At 67.7% G+C, this 17,845-nt stretch carries 17 protein-coding genes; 5 read left to right on the top strand and 12 right to left on the bottom strand.

Translation table 11 applies throughout. The features are described from left to right. Positions 1–46: 46 nt before the first annotated feature. Positions 47–517 (top strand): RDD family protein, encoded by a 471-nt coding sequence (locus tag FBY28_RS00305; RefSeq protein ID WP_141863451.1) that lies wholly within the window; start codon positions 47–49, stop codon positions 515–517. Between the two features lie 54 nt (positions 518–571). On the opposite strand, the gene FBY28_RS00300 is transcribed toward FBY28_RS00305, so the two are convergent. Both FBY28_RS00300 and FBY28_RS00295 read right to left on the bottom strand, forming a co-directional pair. Then, a complete protein-coding gene (locus FBY28_RS00300; RefSeq protein ID WP_141863450.1) occupies positions 572–1,960 on the bottom strand; it encodes a GntP family permease in 1,389 nt (462 codons plus the stop codon). Further along, a complete protein-coding gene (locus FBY28_RS00295; protein ID WP_141863449.1) occupies positions 1,960–2,460 on the bottom strand; it encodes a gluconokinase in 501 nt (166 codons plus the stop codon). The genes FBY28_RS00300 and FBY28_RS00295 overlap by 1 nt, the downstream gene beginning before the upstream one ends. Positions 2,461–2,584: 124 nt before the next feature. On the opposite strand from FBY28_RS00295, the gene FBY28_RS00290 reads away from it, so the two are divergent. Both FBY28_RS00290 and FBY28_RS00285 read left to right on the top strand, forming a co-directional pair. Beyond that, positions 2,585–3,304, top strand: a complete 720-nt coding sequence (locus FBY28_RS00290; protein ID WP_216847394.1) for a FadR/GntR family transcriptional regulator — start codon at positions 2,585–2,587, stop codon at positions 3,302–3,304. 13 nt (positions 3,305–3,317) lie between these two features. Then, positions 3,318–4,190: an SCO6745 family protein gene (locus tag FBY28_RS00285; protein WP_141863448.1), complete on the top strand. Its 873-nt coding sequence runs from the start codon at positions 3,318–3,320 to the stop codon at positions 4,188–4,190. 10 nt (positions 4,191–4,200) lie between these two features. Here the strand turns inward: FBY28_RS00285 and FBY28_RS00280 are convergent, their stop codons facing one another. The 4 genes from FBY28_RS00280 to FBY28_RS00265 all read right to left on the bottom strand — a co-directional run bounded on the left by FBY28_RS00280 (position 4,201) and on the right by FBY28_RS00265 (position 10,122). Beyond that, positions 4,201–4,512: a YnfA family protein gene (locus FBY28_RS00280; protein ID WP_524912037.1), complete on the bottom strand. Its 312-nt coding sequence runs from the start codon at positions 4,510–4,512 to the stop codon at positions 4,201–4,203. A 98-nt stretch (positions 4,513–4,610) separates the two neighbouring features. Next, positions 4,611–6,602 carry a DUF7064 domain-containing protein gene (locus tag FBY28_RS00275; protein ID WP_141863447.1) on the bottom strand — a complete coding sequence of 664 codons (1,992 nt, stop codon included), beginning with the start codon at positions 6,600–6,602 and terminating at the stop codon, positions 4,611–4,613. 42 nt (positions 6,603–6,644) lie between these two features. Continuing rightward, positions 6,645–8,558: a primary-amine oxidase gene (locus FBY28_RS00270; RefSeq protein WP_141863446.1), complete on the bottom strand. Its 1,914-nt coding sequence runs from the start codon at positions 8,556–8,558 to the stop codon at positions 6,645–6,647. A 52-nt stretch (positions 8,559–8,610) separates the two neighbouring features. Further along, positions 8,611–10,122, bottom strand: a complete 1,512-nt coding sequence (locus FBY28_RS00265) for a carboxylesterase/lipase family protein (protein WP_141863445.1) — start codon at positions 10,120–10,122, stop codon at positions 8,611–8,613. 77 nt (positions 10,123–10,199) lie between these two features. On the opposite strand from FBY28_RS00265, the gene FBY28_RS00260 reads away from it, so the two are divergent. Further along, complete coding sequence (locus FBY28_RS00260) at positions 10,200–10,916, top strand: hypothetical protein (protein WP_174241506.1); 717 nt, start codon at positions 10,200–10,202, stop codon at positions 10,914–10,916. Positions 10,917–10,920: 4 nt separating this feature from the next. On the opposite strand, the gene FBY28_RS00255 is transcribed toward FBY28_RS00260, so the two are convergent. Further along, entirely contained in the window at positions 10,921–11,280 is a 360-nt protein-coding gene (locus FBY28_RS00255; RefSeq protein ID WP_045546509.1) for a hypothetical protein, read from the bottom strand. A gap of 144 nt (positions 11,281–11,424) precedes the next feature. Between FBY28_RS00255 and FBY28_RS00250 the strand changes: the two genes are divergently transcribed. Further along, positions 11,425–11,760 (top strand): RNA polymerase-binding protein RbpA, encoded by a 336-nt coding sequence (locus FBY28_RS00250; RefSeq protein WP_030135466.1) that lies wholly within the window; start codon positions 11,425–11,427, stop codon positions 11,758–11,760. A 63-nt stretch (positions 11,761–11,823) separates the two neighbouring features. On the opposite strand, the gene FBY28_RS00245 is transcribed toward FBY28_RS00250, so the two are convergent. From FBY28_RS00245 to FBY28_RS00225, 5 genes are all read right to left on the bottom strand, one after another. Continuing rightward, entirely contained in the window at positions 11,824–12,627 is an 804-nt protein-coding gene (locus tag FBY28_RS00245) for a polyprenol monophosphomannose synthase (RefSeq protein ID WP_023985785.1), read from the bottom strand. Beyond that, a complete protein-coding gene (lnt, locus tag FBY28_RS00240; protein WP_141863444.1) occupies positions 12,624–14,378 on the bottom strand; it encodes an apolipoprotein N-acyltransferase in 1,755 nt (584 codons plus the stop codon). Before lnt ends, FBY28_RS00245 begins: the two co-directional genes overlap by 4 nt. Beyond that, entirely contained in the window at positions 14,371–15,969 is a 1,599-nt protein-coding gene (locus FBY28_RS00235) for an amidohydrolase (protein ID WP_141863443.1), read from the bottom strand. The genes lnt and FBY28_RS00235 overlap by 8 nt, the downstream gene beginning before the upstream one ends. 12 nt (positions 15,970–15,981) lie before the next feature. Further along, entirely contained in the window at positions 15,982–16,500 is a 519-nt protein-coding gene (locus tag FBY28_RS00230; RefSeq protein WP_216847392.1) for an FxsA family protein, read from the bottom strand. A 96-nt stretch (positions 16,501–16,596) separates the two neighbouring features. Then, positions 16,597–17,769: an aromatic ring-hydroxylating oxygenase subunit alpha gene (locus FBY28_RS00225; protein ID WP_141863442.1), complete on the bottom strand. Its 1,173-nt coding sequence runs from the start codon at positions 17,767–17,769 to the stop codon at positions 16,597–16,599. Positions 17,770–17,845: the final 76 nt, after the last annotated feature.

The raw sequence follows: 17,845 nt of genomic DNA, 5'->3' as shown, positions 1-17,845 counted from the left end.
TGCGCGCGCGGCACACACGAGGGCGGAACCGAGTAGGTTCACCGACATGACCACAGGAGGATTCGACCCCCTATCGACCAACTACGCCGCGTCCGGTCGCGTTCCCGGCGGCCTGCTCGCGCGATGGCTCGCGCGGGTCATCGACGGCATCCTGATCGCCATCGTCTCGGTTCTGCTGGCCTTCGTCACCGACTCGCTGGACAGCATCTGGGTGACCGGTCTGTTCACCGGGCTGCTGACATTCATCTATTACGTCGTCTTCGAGGTGACCCAGGGCTGGACGCCGGGCAAGAAGGTGCTCGGCCTGAGCGTGCACGGCGCAGGCGACGGCGGCAAGCCGACATTGCGGCAATCGGCCATCCGCAACGCCTTCACGTTGCTACCGATCATTCCGTTGATCGGCGGGCTGCTCGGCGTGATAGCGATCCTGGTGATCGCGGTGACCATCAACAGCAGCGCCACCAAGCAGGGCAAGCACGACGAGCTCGCCGGCGGCACCCAGGTCGTCAAGAACTGACAAGACGAAAGCGCCCGAATCCACTCGGATTCCGGCGCTTTCGTCGTACCGGGGTCAGATGAACAGGTCGAGGATCAAGACCACCGCCAAGCCGCAGACCGACAGCACGGTCTCCATGATCGACCAGGACTTGATGGTCTGTCCCACGCTGAGTTTGAAGTACTCCTTCACCAGCCAGAAGCCGGCGTCGTTGACGTGCGAGAAGAACAGCGAACCTGCGCCGACCGCCAGCACCACCAGAGACACCTCGCCCGAGCTCATTCCCTCGATCAATCCGATCATCAACGACGATGCGGTGATCGTGGCAACCGTTGCCGATCCGGTGGCAAGCCTGATCGCCACCGCAAGACCCCAGGCCAGCAGCACCACCGAGATGTTGGTGCCCTCTGCGAGATTCTTCAGGGCGGTACCGATTCCGGTGTCGACCAGCACCTCCTTGAAGCCGCCGCCGGCGGCCACGATGAGGATGATGCCGGCAACCGGCGGCAGCCCGGATTCGACGCACTTGGTGATCTCGGCCCGGCTCATCCCGCCGCCGCGCCCCAGCGTCACCATCCCGACGATGACCGCGATCAACAGTGCGATCAGCGGGGTACCGAGGATGTCGAAGATCTGCCGGAACCACTGGCCCTCGTCGGCGATGAAGATGTCCACCAACGCCTTACCCAGCATCAACACGACCGGCAACAGCACGCTGAACAGCGTTACCGCGAAGGACGGCCGACGACGCTGATCGCGATCGGCGGATTCGTCGGCGTCGAAGGTGTCCGGTGCGCCGACCACGACCCATTTGCCGGCGAGCTTGCCGAACAGCGGGCCCGCGACGACGATCGTCGGGATGGCCACGGCGACACCGAGGGCCAGGGTCAGACCGAGGTCGGCTCCGAGGTAGCCGATGGCCGCCAGCGGGCCGGGGTGCGGGGGAACGAATCCGTGCATGGCCGAAAGCCCGGCCAGCGCCGGAATTCCGACGGTGATCAGCGATAGCCCGGACCGGCGGGCCACCAGGTAGATGACCGGCATCAGCAGCACCAGGCCGATCTCGAAGAACATCGGCAGCCCGATGATCGCGCCGACCAGGGCCATGGCCCATGGCAACATGCGCGGTGACGACCGGCCGATGATGGTGTCGACGATCTGGTCGGCGCCACCGGAGTCGGCGAGCAGTTTGGCGAACATGGCACCGAGGGCGATGAGGATGCCGACACTGGCCGCGGTCTTGCCGAACCCGTTGGAGAACGAGGTCAGTACCGTGGCGAATTCCTCGCCGGCCACCGCCCCGACCGTCACCGCGCCGAAGATCAGGCCCAGGAACGGGTTCAGCTTCACCACGGTGATGAGCACGACGATGACCGCGATACCGGCAAGGAAGGCCAGCATCAGGTGTGGGGTGGAGGCGACGGGTTCGACGAGTTTCGGTGCGTCCGCCAGCAGGGTGTTCATCAGGCCTCCAGTCCGGTGCGGGAAATGTACTCGTCGACGATGGAATCGATGCTCTGGCCGACGTCGATGGTCTCGCCGCGCTCATCCGCGGTGAGTGGTTCCAGGGTGTCGAACTGGGAGGCCAGCAACGATGCGGGCATGAAGTGTCCGGGCCTGCTGGCCTGTCGGGCTCCGATGACCTCCGGTGTGCCACTGAGGTGTAAGAACCGCACGCTCGGGCAGTGGTTGCGCAGTTGGTCGCGGTAACGATGCTTGAGCGCCGAGCAGCTCATCACCCCGCCGGTGCCGCACCGCTCTTCCAGCCAGTCACCGAGCGCCTCCAGCCAGGGATGGCGGTCGGTGTCGTCGAGGGGCTCACCGGCGGTCATCTTGGCGATGTTCGCCGGCGGATGGAAATCGTCTGCGTCGGCGAAGGGCACCCGCAGGCGCTGCGCGAGTGCGGCGCCGACCGTCGATTTACCCGATCCCGAAACGCCCATCACCACGATTGGTGCCGTCATGTCCCCTACCGATCTTGCTGTGTCTGGCCTCACATAGGGTGCATCAATCGTCTGACTATTGCAAGCAGATAACGAGAAGAATCCGTTCTTATGTCCCGCGATGGGCCTATGACAGGATGTATCGGTGGTTGCCTCGTCCAAGGTCAGCGCAGTCAGCGCTTTGCACGAGAATGTGCTGACCGCGCTCGGCACCGCTGTGGTGTCGGGCGCATACCCCGCCGGACAGGTGATAAACCTCGAACGGGTCAGCGCCGAGCACGGCGTGTCTCGCAGCGTGGCGCGCGAGGCCGTCCGCGTGCTCGAGTCCATGGGAATGGTCGCCTCCCGGCGCCGGGTGGGCATCACCATCCAGTCCCCCGAACACTGGAACGTCTTCGATCCCAGGTTGATCCGCTGGCGGCTGGACTCCGGCGATCGAGCCGCACAGCTGGTGTCGCTGTCGGAGTTGCGTCGTGGCTTCGAACCCGCCGCCGCCGCGCTGGCCGCCCAGCGTGCCGATCCACACCACTGCCGCATCATGGCCGCGGCGGTCTCGGACATGGTGATGCACGGCCGGTCCGGTGACTTGGATTCATATCTCCAGGCGGACAAGGTGTTTCACCGGACACTTCTGGAAGCCAGTGGAAACGAGATGTTCCGGGCGCTCAACGCGGTGGTCGCCGAGGTCCTCACCGGGCGCACCCACCACGGCATGATGCCCGCGGCACCCGAGCCCGAAGCGATCGCGCTGCACGACGAGGTCGCTCGCGCCATCCGACTGCGCGACGCCGACGGCGCCGAACGCGCCATGCGCGCCATCATCGACGAGGCCAGTGCGGCCGTCGCCGACGATCCGGTGAGGTGATTGACTCTCAAGGGTGAGCAGATCCACGACCGTCGCCCGCCGACTGTTCGACCGTCTCGAACCCGTGCACGCCGTCACCTACTTCGCACCGGAGGCCCGCGCCGCCCTCGACGGTCTCGGTTTCCGCGGATTCTGGAGCGGTTACTTCGCCGCCCGCTCCGCCCCGTTGGGACCGGTGTCCCCCGAGGTCGTCACCGCGGTCTTCTACAACTTCGCCGCACACCGGGTGGCCAAGGCCCTGCCGGCAGCCTGGGAGATCGCGGCACCGCACACGGTCCTGGCCGCCCGGGAGAACGCCGCGGTCGCGGCCCTGCGCAGGTATGGCCTGGCAGAAGGGATCGACACCGCGGCAGAGCTGCTGGGCGCCGCGGCGCGCAGCGCCACTCCGGGCGGCCGGCCGTTGTTCGCGGCGAACCTGGCACTGCCCTGGCCGGAGGAACCGCTGGCCCAGTTGTGGCACGCCGCGACCTTGCTGCGGGAACACCGCGGGGACGGACACGTTGCAGTGCTCCAGGTTCTCGGCATCAGCGGCCGTGAATCCAACGTGCTGCACGCGGCGGCGGGCCGGGTTCCGGCCGAGATGATCAAACGCAGCCGCGATTACGACGAGGCACTCTGGCAGGAGCAGATCGACCGGCTCGCCGCGCGCGGTCTGCTTGACGGTACCGGCGCGCTCACGGACGCCGGACGTGATCTCAAGGCCGAGATCGAGGACGCCACCGACCGGTTGGCGCTGCCGGCCTTCGACGTCCTCGGCGAGACCGACCTCGGCACGCTGTTTCGCGCGCTGACCCCGTTGACCAGGCTGGTGATCGACGGCGGCGATGTCCCCGCCGCGACGCCGATGGGACTCGACCGCGCCGATCTGGACAACGACGCCTACTGATCCGGATCGGTCAGCGCGGCGCGTACATGATCAGGCCGACCCCGACCAGGCATACCAGCGCGCCCGAGATGTCCCAGCGATCCGGCCGGAAACCGTCGGCGACCATGCCCCACACCAACGATCCCGCGACGAACACCCCGCCGTAGGCCGCCAGTACCCGCCCGAAGTTGGCGTCAGGTTGGAACGCCGCGACAAAACCGTATGCGCCCAGCGCGATCACCCCCGCGCCGACGAACAGCCAGCCGCGATGCTCGCGCACTCCCTGCCACACCAACCACGCGCCACCGATCTCCAGGACCGCGGCGAGGACGAACAACACCATCGATTTGAGCACCAACACGGCCACTACCCTGCCGTGAGCGTGCGCGAAATGCGGTAGCCCGTCGGCGTGTCCCCCGCACACACGCACGCTCGCCGGGTTCAGTTGCGGTTCCACTCCAACCAGCCGACGCCGCTGCGGCCATCGGCCGTCCGCACCGTCGCCCAGGCTCGCGGGAACCTGCTGATCCGGCCGTCGGCGGCGGTCAACAGCACCGGTGCCTGCCCCACGATCGTGGCCGCCGCCTCGATTCCTGTCGGCGACAGCGTCAGGGTGGTCGAGATCGGCAGATCGTCCGCGCCGAACTCCTCGGTGGCGACCACACCGCCGAGCTCGATCAACGGCTCGCCTTCGCGCTGGACGTAGCCGATGCCGATCGGTCCCATGCCGGGCACCCGCAGATCCAGCCCGTGAATGTGGGTGCCGTCGTCGAGATGCACCGCACTCCACACCCAGTCCATCGTCCACCAATCCCGTACGCCCCAGGAGTGATCCCGCTGGCCGGGCACACCGGTCAGATCATGGATTCGACCGTCGGCGGACACCGAACCCGATACCGCGCAGGCGATCTCGTACCGGGGGGTGATCCGGTACCGGTAGGGCGTGCTGAGCGACGTGAACTCGAGATCGAATGCGATGTCCACCGCACGCCCGGGACCGTGCCCGGGTTGCAACAGCACCGCCGGGTCGTCGTAGGCCTGCGCACGTCCTTGCAGGGTGAGCCGATAGGTCTGCAGCGGCACGGTCGCCGAGAGCTCCAGCGTCACCTGATCGGTGTGCACGGCACCGGGATCGGCGGGCAGGGCGGCAGCCTGGTCATCGATCACGATGGTGGGCAGGCCCGGTCCGCACAGGAACGCCTGAATCCAGGCCGTCTGCTGATTGGGTATCAGGCCCAACCGCACCCAGCCACCCAATCCCTGTGCGGCATCGACGAAATCGAAGTACCAGCTCTCGCTCCACAGGGCATCCTCTGAAGGTGGGTGCGGCCCTTCGTCGGCCGGCTCGGGGCGCAGCGGTTCGGCCGGCTCTGCGCTGGGAAGCAGGTCCAGCGCGCCGGTGTCCAGCACATGGGTGCAGTGCCGGTCGAGCATCGTCATGAACATCTCGTCACCGCGCTCGGTGCGCTCGACGAGCATCGAGGAGACGATGGCCATCATCACCCCGAAGAAACTGGACCGCCGGACGCCGGCGCGGACATCGTCGAGCGACAACGCAGATTCGGTGCCCAACGCCTCGTGATAGGCGCGCAGCAGCTCGTCGTAGTGGGCGCGGCGTCGATCATTGGGCAGTGCGCAACCCAGGAAGTAGGCCACATCGGTCTGCGTCGGTCCCCTGGTGACGGTCTGCCAGTCCACCACCGTCAGCGGACGCTCGGAACCCGGTCCGCCGAAGAGCATGTTGTCCAGCCGATAGTCGCCGTGCACCAAACCCTGCAGCGTGGATGCCTCGTCGGCGAGGTAACCGTCGAAGGCGGCGACCAGACGTTCACACACCATCCGGTGCTGCGGGTCGATGCGATCGGCGAACCGTTCGGCGAATCCTGCCCACAGCGTGGCCAGCAGCGCCTGCGTCACCGGGGCATCTCGGTGGAGCCATTCGGCACCGGCCAGGCCGTCATCACCGAGCAGCGGGCCGTGCACGCGGCCCAGCTCGGAGAGCGCCAGCATCGCCTGCTCGACTGTTGCGCCCCGGATCTCGTCGCCCACCGTCGCCGGGGACGCGTCGCCCAACAGCAGGTCGAAGGCACCGGTTTCGGCGTCGTAGGCATGGTGGTGACACGGCGCGAACGGGCCGGTCCCATCCCCTATCAGACCCGGCGCGATCTCCGCGTAGAACCGCACCTCACGCTCGTAGAGGCCGAGCGCCAGCCCGGTCTGCCTGCTGTTCGGGTCCGCCGCGGCGACCTTGAGTATCACGCTGGCCGGCCCCCGCACACCGTCGGCGTAGCGCAGCGTGACGCGGTAGCACTCGCTCATCTGTCCGGTGCCGATGCGCTCGAATTCGTGTCCGGTCACGGTGCCGACGCCGAGGGCGTCGGTGAGCCATTCGTCGGTCAGATCGGTCGGGCGCTCGATGAGTTGACTCTGCACACAGCTGAACCTAGCAGTGGCCCCGATCACATATGACAGGTGTCAACTCTGATGGCATTCGGCCGGTGTCGGGGGCACATCCAAAGCCGGGTTGCGATCGAAGAAACCGAACGGCTTCAGCCAGAACGACACGACGTCCACCGGCATGACCGGCCAGTCCTCCGGCCGGGTGATGTGGTGGATACCGAAGACGTACCACAGCACCACATCGGTGTTCTCGATCGATCGGTTCGCCTTGGTCCATTCACCCAGGCCGGTGTCCATTGCCGACTGATTGACGAATTCACCTGCCGGCCACCGCTCGTCGGCCCGGTTGGGTGTCACCCACAATGCGTGCCCGATGACATTGGCCCGCTGCAACACCGGAGCCGACGGGTCGAACATCGCCGGTATCGCCCCGGTCGGCACCAGCTTGTACGAAGGATGGGTGCCCAGCCCATTGCGGACATTGGTGTTGACGACCTTCCAGCCGCGCTGGGTGCCGAAGTCGACGTCCTGCTTGCCTTCCTCCTCGGTGCGCAACGCGACATTTCGGGTCACCAGCGACAACCCGTGCGGGTTGTCCGGACCGATGGGTTCGGCAAAGGACTCGGACATGTAGACCGTGTTGTCGGGTCCGTCGACGTCCAGGTCCAGCCGCGCCACCAGGAAATGCTGGTGGAACGGCGCATAGGTGCGCTCGTCGACGAGGGTGCCGTTGGGGCTGGCCGCGCCGGCGGGCAACGGCGTGGTCACCATGATGCCGGTGGCACGCACCTCACATTCGATGTTGCCGTCCTGATACAGCCGCCAATACACGAGGTATTCGTAGTTGGCGACGGTGACGTGGAACGAGACCGTCAGCCGGCGCATGCGGCGTACCTCGGCACCGGCGTGGTGGTCGACGTGCTTCCACAGCACCGCATTGTCTTCCTCGTGGATGCAGATGGCGTTGTCGATGGTGTACGGCTCGCCCTTGCTGTTGTGCAGGACCGCGTCCAGATATCTGATCTCGCCGAGGCAGTCGCAGCCCAGCGTCAGCGAGGTGGTCATGAAACCCAGCCCCCACTCGCCGATGTCGAATGCCGTGCGCCGGTAGTGATCGGCCGAGGGGTCCCGGTAGGGAACCACCATCTCGGCAAAGGACAACCGGTGGGCCACCGAACGTTCGCGGTCCCCGTCGCGGTAGCGCACCGAGTGCAGCACCATGCCCTCGCGATAGTTGAAACCGACGCGCAGTGACCAGTTCTGCCACCTCAACAGGTTTCCGTCCAGGCTGAAGGACGGTCCGTCGGGCTGGGTGATGTGCAAGGGCGCCAACGGCTCCCGGTGCTGTGCTGCGCGAAGTCGTTCCGGGATGTGCCGCGGCGCGTACTCACCCATCACCGGCGGGATCTCGATGTGCTCGCCGTCCTCGACGCGCAGCACCTCCATCGCGTTGACGTCGATCACGCAGTGCAGACCGCTGATCAGGTGGGCATACGGGTTCATGCCTGGCCCGTCCTTGAGCCAGGTGTCCGACCAGCCCAGCCGGCGGTCTGCGAATTCCGCAGGGGCGACGGCCTCCCCGTAGGTCCAGGTATCGAAGAACACCAGGTCGACGTCGTGGATGCCCCGGCGGGCCAGCGCCGCGAGCAGATCGGGGTTGGTGCGCAGCAGCTCGTCGCATTCGTTGAACTCGTCGACGGTGAAGTTCGGCTGCACGCCGGGAACGAGGTCGAAGGATTCCACCCGGCCCTCATCGAGTGCGACGACGGCCCGATGCGTGCTGTTGGCGGCCCGGTTCAGGCACACCGCCTGCGCACGCCGCGCGGGTCGCGCTCCCCCGGCTTCGAAATCGCGCAGCTCGGCCTTGTCGGGTTCGACCAGCTCGATCGACGCGAATCGCCAGCCCTCCCCGACACCGTGAACGCGCCCCAAGATCGCGGCGACAGCATTGAATTCGTCGTGGCCCAGCGGGTCAAGCGGATGTGTCATCGGCACACGCAATCACACCCGGCGCCGCCGCGCACGCAGTTGTCGCCAATCGCTATTGAGCGGCGAGTGTGAAACCCTCCCACGCCTGGCGGCGGCCGGAGTGCGGGTCGTACTCGAGCCTGGTCTGCCGGTCGAACACCAGAACGGCCCGCATGTCCTCGTCATAGCGCGGCCAGCCCTCACCGGGTCTACCGGAGCGGCTGAACTCCCCCCATCGCCGCTGGACATCCCTGCTCACCCGGGCGGCCGACGCGCGGTCCCCGGCCGCTGTCAGCAGCGACCCGAAACGCGTTCGGTAGATGTCGAATACGGCGAACAGCTCGGTGGCATGTGTCGCTCCGAGACCGGACCACCGAAAGGTACGGGGTGCGTAGTCGTAGCGATAGACGTAGGTCGGGCAGTGTGCACCGTGCGCCTCGGCGATCTGCCAGGCCGCGGTCCCGAACGCGAAGTCCCCGCCCAAGCGCACACACGCCGAGGGGCTCGGATAACCGGGATAAGCACTGGTGATCCGCTCGCGGACCTCGATATCGCTGTCGGCGAGCAACATCTCGATCGCCGGCGCGGTGGTCGGCAGCAATTGCAGGAAGCGGGTGAACAGCTTGCCCTCGTCGGCATTGGTACCCACGATGAGCGGCACCTGATGCGCGTCACCGTCGCGCATCGCCACCACCGGGTCCTTCGGAAGCATCTTCGTGCCGTGCGTCGGCCCCACCGGGAACGCGCCGCGCATGGCCTTCATCCCGTCGACCATCAACCGGTCCATGGCGTCGATCAGCTGTGCCGGCTTGGCCGCCATCACCGCGGCCGCCCCCTCGGACGGGCGTACACCGAGCAGGGCCGCGTAATCGTCGGCGAACGCCGCAGCCACCTCGGCACTGCCCGCCATGCCACTGGCGGGGCTCTCGGCGATGGCCTGACGGAAAAGGCCCGCGGCCGCCGGTGTGGCCATCAGCGTTGCGACGGCGTGCGCCCCGGCGCTCTCACCGAAGATCGTCACGTTGTCCGGATCGCCGCCGAACACCGCGGCGTTGTCCCGGACCCACTGCAGCGCCAGCACCAGATCGCGCAGGAAGAGATTGTCGTCGATGGGATGTTCCGGGGTGGACAGCGACGAGAGATCCAGACACCCCAGCGGGCCGAGCCGGTAGTTCACCGACACGTACACGCAGCCTCGCTTGGCCAGCGCGACACCGTCGTAGATCGGTGTGGCCGAGCTGCCCAGGATGTAACCGCCGCCGTGGATGAAGAACATCACCGGCAGCGGTTCGTCGCTGTCCGGATGCTCGGGTGCCACCACGTTCAGCGTCAGGCAATCCTCGCTCATCGGCTGGTACTTACCAACGCCGAGCAGGGTGTACATCTTCTGTTGCGGCGCGCAGTAGGTGAACCCGTGGCAGTACCGCACCCCTGGCCAGGGGTCGGCAGGTACGGGCGCCCGGAATCGCAACGGGCCCACCGGGGCCTTCGCATATGGGATGGACCGCCAGCGGTGCACACCGTCTTTGGTGAAGCCTTCGACGGTGCCCGTGCTGATGCGGGCCCGGATCGTCTGCTGGTGCATGATGCCGACGTTATCGAAAAACCGGGTCCATTCCGTGTCTTGCGGGCCCCCGGCACGCCGCCAGCTACCCTGACCGCATGCGATGGATGTTGGTGGCGGCGACATCTGTGCTGGTGGCGGGGTGTTCGGCGGGTCACGGCGTGGATACCGGCCGGACCCCACTGACCGTCGCACCGAAGACCACAGGATCCGCCCAATCCTCGCCGCGAACCACCTCATCGACGACGACCACCGGCTCGACCGCGCCGACGACCAGCACGTCGAGGAAGCTGGGTGTTCCTCCGGCCGGGGCCGACCTCACCGAGGTCATCGGCTGGGTCGAAGCGGGTACCGCCGCACCCGCCGACCGGTACGCCACGATGGCCCGTGCCGGGGTCACCGCGGCCGTCGACGGGGTGGCGTTCACCACAGCGGTCACCAACTGCGTCAGCACCTCCGGGTATCGAGCCGGGGCCCTGGCGTGCCTCGTCGACCTCGACGATCCGCCGCCGCGACCACCCGATGCGATCACGGTGTGGCGGGGCGATTGGGTCGACTTCGACGGCTCGGCGGTGGAGATCGGGTCGGTTCGCGGCGACCCCGGTCCATTCCGGGACGGCGCGGGTGCCGCCCTACCCGTCGGGGAATCGTTGACGTTCGGCGACATGCGGTGTCGCGCCGACACCGCCGCGCTGGTGTGCGTGAACTACGCCCAGCGTTCGGCGGTGCGGATGGCCGCCGATGGCATCACCGGGTTCGGTTGCCTTGCCGAGGATCGCCCGCCGCCGGGCATCGGTATCCGGTTGTCCTGCTGACCGATCAGCGCCAGCCGTCGGCGGCCTTCGCCGCCCCGAGCAGGTCCTGGCACAGCGCCAGCAGCTCGGCGGCCGTGGCACCCTCCTCGACCGCGGTGGTGACATCTTCGGCGGCACATCGCAGTTGGTAGAGCCGGTCGGACAGATCGGCCGCTTCCTCTGCCGACAGCACCACCGCGTCCGGAGCCACCGAGGTGCCCTTGACCTGCGCGCGTTGTTCATAGGCCCGCTGGCGACAGGATTGCCTGCAGTACTGGCGGCGGCGGCCCATCCCGGCGTCGGGCACCTCACGGCCACACCAGCGGCACGGTTGGGGCCGCGCCCGCCTGCGGGTGGCCGAACTGCCCGGCGTAGCTGAAGTCACGGGGGCGACTGTAGACGGCCTGGCCGGGTGATCGCAGTATCTGCCGTATCCTGATCAGTCGAGTCGGAGGACGCGGGGGAACCTAACGGGTATCTGCTGCGTTGATCCTGCGGAACAATTGCGCGTGTCTAAGGAGAGTTGACGATGGCTGATCGAGTCCTGCGGGGCAGCCGCCTCGGTGCCGTGAGCTACGAAACCGATCGCAACCACGACCTGGCACCGCGTCAGGTCGCGCGCTACCGCACCGACAACGGCGAGGAATTCGAGGTTCCGTTCGCCGATGACGCGGAGATCCCTGGCACCTGGCCGTGCAAGAACGGCATGGAAGGCACCCTGATCGACGGTGACGTTCCGGAGCCCAAGAAGGTCAAGCCGCCCCGTACGCACTGGGACATGCTGCTGGAGCGCCGTTCGGTAGAAGAACTCGAGGAACTGCTCAAGGAGCGCCTCGACATCATCAAGACCAAGCGTCGCGGCTGACAGCCACCGCGGCCGGCGCAGTCCCCTAGAGCTGCGCCGGCCCGCTAGAGCTGCGCCGGTCCGCTAAAGCTGTGCCGGCTTGCTGGTGACACCGCGGGCCCGGTCGATCCGCCCGCGCAGACCCCATTCGGCCACCTTGACCATCGCCTCGCGGATATTGGATCCGCTCATCTTCGACACCCCGAGCTCGCGCTCGGTAAACGTGATCGGGACCTCGACGACCTTGAATCCTGCGTTGATGGCGCGCCAGCTCAGATCGATCTGGAAGCAGTAGCCCTTGGAGTCGACGGCCGAGAGGTCGATCTTCTCCAGTACCTCACGGCGGTAGGCGCGGTAGCCGGCGGTGATGTCGTTGATGTTCACCCCGAGCAGCACCCTGGCATAGGTGTTGGCGGTCTTGGACAGCACGAACCGCCGCCGCGGCCAGTTGCGGATGGCGCCGCCGGGCACGTAGCGCGAACCGATAACCAGGTCCGCGCCGGCGTCCACCGCGTCCAGCAGCGTGCCGAGTTCTTCCGGTGCGTGGCTGCCGTCGGCGTCCATCTCGACAAGGACCGAGTATCCACGGCCGAGGCCCCAGGCGAATCCCGCAAGGTAGGCCGCACCGAGTCCGTCCTTGCTGACGCGGTGCATCACGTGCACCCGATCCGGATCGGCCAGGGCCAGTTCGTCGGCGAGCTGGCCGGTGCCGTCGGGGCTGCCGTCATCGACGACGAGGATGTGGACGTGCGGTGTGGCGGCGCGCACCCTCGCCGCGATCAGCGGCAGGTTCTCGCGCTCGTTGTAGGTGGGGATGATCACCAGCGTCCGCCGACTGGGAGAAGCGGGATAGCCGGAGTCCTGCTCCTGGTTATCGGTCGTGCTCATGCTCTCGTCTCATCCTCACTGCTCTGGGCGGATTGCTCCCGCACCTGCCCGGACGCGTCGACGTCGGCCTCCCGCCGTCGGTCTCCGGTGTTGCCGGCAGCGGGCTGTCTCCCGCTTGCGAATCTCCGATTATGCAGCATCGCGGCGAGCACAGCGGCCAGGCCGATGCCCACCAGCACCGCCTGCACCACCGGACCCCAGCGGGTGGCGAAGGTGATATCGGACCGCAGCTTCACCACGGAATCCAGATACGCGGGTTCGAACCACTCCGTGCGTGCCACCACCTGGCCGTCGGGTGCTATCACGGCACTGATACCGGTGGTTCCCGCGACGACCACATAGCGGTCGTGTTCGACAGCCCGCAGGCGGGCGAATGCCAATTGTTGGCGGCTCATGGTCTCGTCGAAGGTCGCGTTGTTGCTCGGCACCGCGAGGAACTGCGCGCCGCCGAGGACGGATTCGCGGACCGCTCGGTCGAAGATCACCTCCCAGCAGGTGGCGACACCGATCGGTATTCCGGCCGCCTGCACGACACCGTTGTCGGTGCCGGGGACGAAATAGCCGGCGCGGTCGGCATAGGACGAGAACTTTCGGAAGAAGCCGCGCCAGGGCAGGTACTCACCGAAGGGTTGCACGATGCGCTTGTCGTGGCGGTCCTGCGGCCCGTTGTCCTGATCCCAGACCAGTACCGAGTTGGTGGTCACCGGCTGGGTGGGCGTGTAATCGGGCGCGGCCAGGACGGTGCCGACCAGGATCGGGGCCCCGATCGCACGGGCGGCCTCCGAGATCGCCGCCGAGGCGTCGGTGTTGCGCAGCGGGTCGATATCCGAGGAGTTCTCCGGCCAGATGACGACCATGGGCTGGGGTGCCCGGCCGGCACGCACCTCATCGGCCAGCCGCAGTGTCTGGGCCACGTGATTGTCCAGTACCGCGCGTCGCTGGGCGTTGAAGTCCAGGCCGAGACGCGGCACGTTGCCCTGGATCGCGGCCACTGTCACCGCGGGGTGATCACCCGCGCCGACACCGGATTGCCGGACCGATGGCCAGACCAGCGCGGTGGCCAGCAGCACCACGCAGATGCACATGCCGGGCAGCACCGCTTCCGGGCGGGCCGCATCGACGCCCCCGGCGCGCCGGGGGCGGTTCGGATGGCTGTGACGCCACCAGAGCACGATCTCCAGCGTCAGCGCCGTGAGGCTGAACCCCACGAGCGCGGTGGCCACCGACACCAGTGGCGCCCCGCCCACCTGCGCGAGCGGCAGCAACGGGCCATCGGTCTGCCCGAAACCGACAACACCCCACGGGAACCCGCCGAAGGGCACCGTCGATTTGAGCCACTCCCCGACGGCCCACTCCGCGGCGAACCACACCGGCCAACCGGGCAGTCCCCGCACCAGCACCGCGAGCAGACCGAACAGCGCCGGGAACAGTGCCTCCAACAGCGCCAGCGCCAGCCACGGCCCGGTACCGACGAAAAGCCCTATCCACGGAAGCAACGGCAGGGCGAACGCCAGTCCGAACAACAGCCCGTAGCCGAATCCGCCGGCGCGCGTCGTCTGGGCTCGGGTCAGTACCCAACCGAGCAGTGCCAGCGCCGGGAACGCGGTCCACCACCAGCCGAAGGGCGGAAAACTCAGGTACAGCAACACACCGCCGGCGACCGATACCAGCAATCGGGCCCAGCGCGCGGTCAGCGCTTGCCGCACGGTGTGGGCGTAGCGCGCGAACCGGCCGGGCGCGCCGTCACCCATGCAGCACCGCGCCTCGATGCACCGTCCGCAGGCAGCGGGGCAGCGCTCCGTCCAGATTCGGCAGCGCGGGCACCCGGGAACGTGGATCGGTCGACCACCGAGCGGCGGCATCGTTGGCGGGGGTGCTGATCTCCAGTGGGCCCGTCTCCCAGATGGCGTAGCTGGCGGGGGCACCCGGAACCAGTGTTCCGGTGACACCGTCGCGTGCTCCCCCGGCCCGCCATGCTCCGCGGGTGGCCGCCGAGAACGCCGCGCGGGCGGAGATTCCGCTGCCCGGCGTGCGGTGCCGGACCGCCGCGCGGACGGTCTCCCACGGATCCAGGCCAGTCACCGGACTGTCGGAGCCGAAGGCGAGGGGCACGCCTTGGGATGCTAACAGCGCGAACGGATTCAGCAACGCCGCGCGTTCGGCGCCGAGGCGCTGCGCGTACATGCCCTCGGGACCACCCCAGAGCGCATCGAAGGCGGGCTGGACACTGGCGATCACCCCCCAGCGCCCGAGGTCGGCTGCCTGCTCGGCGGTGACCATCTCCAGATGCTCGAGCCGATGGCCGCAGCGGGCCACGGCGGGACCGCCGAACCGCTCGGCGGTCTGCCGCACCGCGGCGGTGACCGCGCTCACCGCCGCGTCACCGATGACGTGGAACCCCGCCGGGATGCCGGCCTCGGTGCAGGCATGCAGGTGGGCTGCGATCTGGTCGCTGTCGAGGTAGCGATTGCCGCAGGTATGACCGGCATCGGTGTAGGGCTGGTGCAGCCATGCCGTGCGCGATCCCAGCGCGCCGTCGACGAACAGGTCGCCCGCCAACCCCGCGGCGCCGGTGGACGCCATCAGCTCGCGGGCGGCGGCCGCACTGTCCACCGCCTCACCCCAGTAGCCGGTGATCTGTACGCCGTGCTCGAGTGAGCGCACCGAATCCCAGTCCTCGCGGCCGCCGATATCGGGGCCACCACACTCGTGGACGGCGGCGATGCCGCGCGCGGCGGCCGCGTCGAGCGCGGCGTGCTGGGCGTCGCGCCGTTGCCGGGGTGTCAGCATCTGACGCGCGGCGGCTCGGACGAGGTGGTGGGCGGCGGCGGTCAGCGGACGCTGTGGATCGAAGCCCGCGGCCGAACCGAGGTCGGTGGCGGCGGACCGCAGCGCGCTGGAGGTCACCGCGGAGTGCACGTCGACACGGCTGAGGTAGGCGGGCCGGTTACCGACGATGCCGTCGATCTCGTCGGTGCTCGGTGGCGTGCGATCGGGCCAGGCCGATTCGTCCCAGCCGGAACCCCAGATGATGCCGTCGGGATGCGCGGCGGCGTGTTCGGCGAGCAGGGACAGGCAGTGTGCCCGCGAGGTGGCCTGCCTCAGATCCAGCCCGGTCAGACTGAGGCCGGTCGCGGTCAGGTGCACGTGACTGTCGACGAAGGCCGGGGCGACGAAGGCGCCCTCCAGATCGACCACCTCGGCGTCGGGGAACTCCGCACGCGCGGTGTCGTCGGCGCCCAGCCACATCACCGCACCGTCCGGTCCGTCACCGAAGGCGATCGCGGTGGCGTCGGGTGCGGCGGGACTGTGCACCCGGCCGTTGATCAACAGTGTCGTCACGAAGGTGACACGTTAATCGTTACGGATGACCCGATGCTCCAGTGCGGTCGGATCGGGCCGCATCGACGGCGATCCGTCGACGTCGACGACATCGATGACCTCGCCCTCGACGTAGTCGGGAGCGGGCCGCTGCCCGCGGCCGAAACCGCCCGGGTAGACCGTCACGACCGGGGTCGCGGCGAGCTTGCGACCGACAAGCCCGATGGCGACCGGTCGGGCGATGCGGCGGGTCGGCGGCAGCAACAGCAACGCGCCGAGCAGCGAGCTGGCCAGGCCGGGGATCACGACCAGCACCGCCCCGAGGGCCACCAGTGCGCTGTCGGTGGCCAGCGCACCCGAGGCCGACCGCGAGTTCAGCGCGGATTGCAGTCGGGCGAGGTGGCGGGCGACCTGGGAGCCGGCCAGCACCAGGCCGACCACGAAGGTGACCATGATCGCCAGCACCGTCCAGCCGAACCCGATGGCGGAGACCAGCCCGACCACCACGGCCAGTTCGACCAGGACGTAGATCAGGAACATCCGCATTGCCATGTCCGGTCAACGTATGGGGTGCCATGCGGGTTCCTGGATCGCCACTGTCCGGTCAGGTCAAGGCGATCAGGTCAAGGCCCGGTCAGGTCAAGGCGATCAGGTCAAAGCGATGCCCAGCTCGGCGGCGAACACCGTGATCATGTGCTGCACACCGATCTCGTTGCGGCCGATGATCATGTGATCGTGCTGTCCGCGGCGAACACCCTCACCGCACTGCGGGAGCATGACGAAATCCTCGTCCCGCACGGCCGCGTGCACGCCCTCGAAGATCAGGTCGTAGGCGGCGCGCATCTCGTCGTTCTCGGCGGGCACCCGACTCATCCAGCTGTGCCGCACGGTGCACCGGGTCGGTTCACCGGCGGGCAGCATATCGATGATCTCGACGCCGACCGGGCTGTTGGCCAGGATCAGGTTCGGATAGATCCAGTAGATCACCCCCATGTTCATGTGCGGATCCCACGACCCCGACGGGTCGTCGGCGAGGTTGCGAATCCATTTGAACGGGAAGCCGATTCGATGATGCCTACCGAACTCGTCGTAGACACCGGTGTTGGCCAGTGTGTTCTGGCCGATGACGCTCTCGCCGTGCACGAACGGGAAGTGATACCCCTCGGCGAACGCCTCCAGCGCGCCCTTCCAGGACACCTGGGATTGGAATTCCTTCTCGCCGTGATAGCCGTAGGAGGCGTAATCCAGCAGTTCGAGCTCGGGGCCGAGCGTCCCGAGGTGGGTGTCGACATCGATATCGGCGTCCGCGGTCAGCACGGCCCAGATGAAGCCGTGCCGCTCCTGGCTGGGCAGTTCGACCAATCCGTAGTCGGCCTTGTCCATCGAATCGAATCCGGCCTGGCCGGGGACGACGAACAGTTCGCCGGTGTTGCGGTAGCTCCAGGCGTGGTACGGGCAGACGAAACGGGACGCGTTGCCCGACCCGCATGCCGGCATCGCCCCGCGGTGCCTGCAGTAGTTGAGGAAGACGTGGCTGCGGCCGCGCCGGTCGCGGGTGACCAGCAGCGAATCGCCGAGCACGGACCGCACGACATAGTCGTTGACGCCTGCGATCTGCGCGCTCGGCACGATGGCCAGCGGCACCCTGCGCAAGATCTGAGACTCCTCGACCTCGGTGACCTTGGGGTCGCGGTAGTAGTGCAGCGGCACCCGCAGCTCACGCTCGGCCATATCGGTGGTCTTGCCGATGGCGTGCGCGAGGGCGCGGCGGGTCAGTTCCTCGTCCCGGTTGCTCACCGGCGTTCCGTTCGATGCGGCCATGAGATCAGAACATACATTAGAGATCATTTGTATGGTCTGGATCCACTTCTGATTCCACTTCTGATTCAACGATGAA

Origin of the sequence: Arthrobacter sp. SLBN-53, from assembly GCF_006715585.1 — a bacterium.
GTDB classification, from domain to species: Bacteria; Actinomycetota; Actinomycetes; order Mycobacteriales; family Mycobacteriaceae; genus Mycobacterium; species Mycobacterium neoaurum_A.
The sequence above is the reverse complement of the archived record's forward strand: the minus strand, read 5'-3'. Positions and strand labels throughout refer to the sequence as shown.

Coding starts and splice junctions, on each gene's coding strand:
- FBY28_RS00305 (WP_141863451.1), top strand. CDS start 47: ATGACCACAGGAGGATTCGACCCCCTATCGACCAACTACGCCGCGTCC.
- FBY28_RS00245 (WP_023985785.1), bottom strand. CDS start 12,627: ATGAGCACGACCGATAACCAGGAGCAGGACTCCGGCTATCCCGCTTCT.
- FBY28_RS00250 (WP_030135466.1), top strand. CDS start 11,425: ATGGCTGATCGAGTCCTGCGGGGCAGCCGCCTCGGTGCCGTGAGCTAC.
- FBY28_RS00295 (WP_141863449.1), bottom strand. CDS start 2,460: ATGACGGCACCAATCGTGGTGATGGGCGTTTCGGGATCGGGTAAATCG.
- FBY28_RS00270 (WP_141863446.1), bottom strand. CDS start 8,558: ATGACACATCCGCTTGACCCGCTGGGCCACGACGAATTCAATGCTGTC.
- FBY28_RS00225 (WP_141863442.1), bottom strand. CDS start 17,769: ATGGCCGCATCGAACGGAACGCCGGTGAGCAACCGGGACGAGGAACTG.
- FBY28_RS00230 (WP_216847392.1), bottom strand. CDS start 16,500: ATGGCAATGCGGATGTTCCTGATCTACGTCCTGGTCGAACTGGCCGTG.
- FBY28_RS00265 (WP_141863445.1), bottom strand. CDS start 10,122: ATGCACCAGCAGACGATCCGGGCCCGCATCAGCACGGGCACCGTCGAA.
- FBY28_RS00280 (WP_524912037.1), bottom strand. CDS start 4,512: ATGGTGTTGTTCGTCCTCGCCGCGGTCCTGGAGATCGGTGGCGCGTGG.
- lnt (WP_141863444.1), bottom strand. CDS start 14,378: ATGGGTGACGGCGCGCCCGGCCGGTTCGCGCGCTACGCCCACACCGTG.
- FBY28_RS00300 (WP_141863450.1), bottom strand. CDS start 1,960: ATGAACACCCTGCTGGCGGACGCACCGAAACTCGTCGAACCCGTCGCC.
- FBY28_RS00260 (WP_174241506.1), top strand. CDS start 10,200: ATGCGATGGATGTTGGTGGCGGCGACATCTGTGCTGGTGGCGGGGTGT.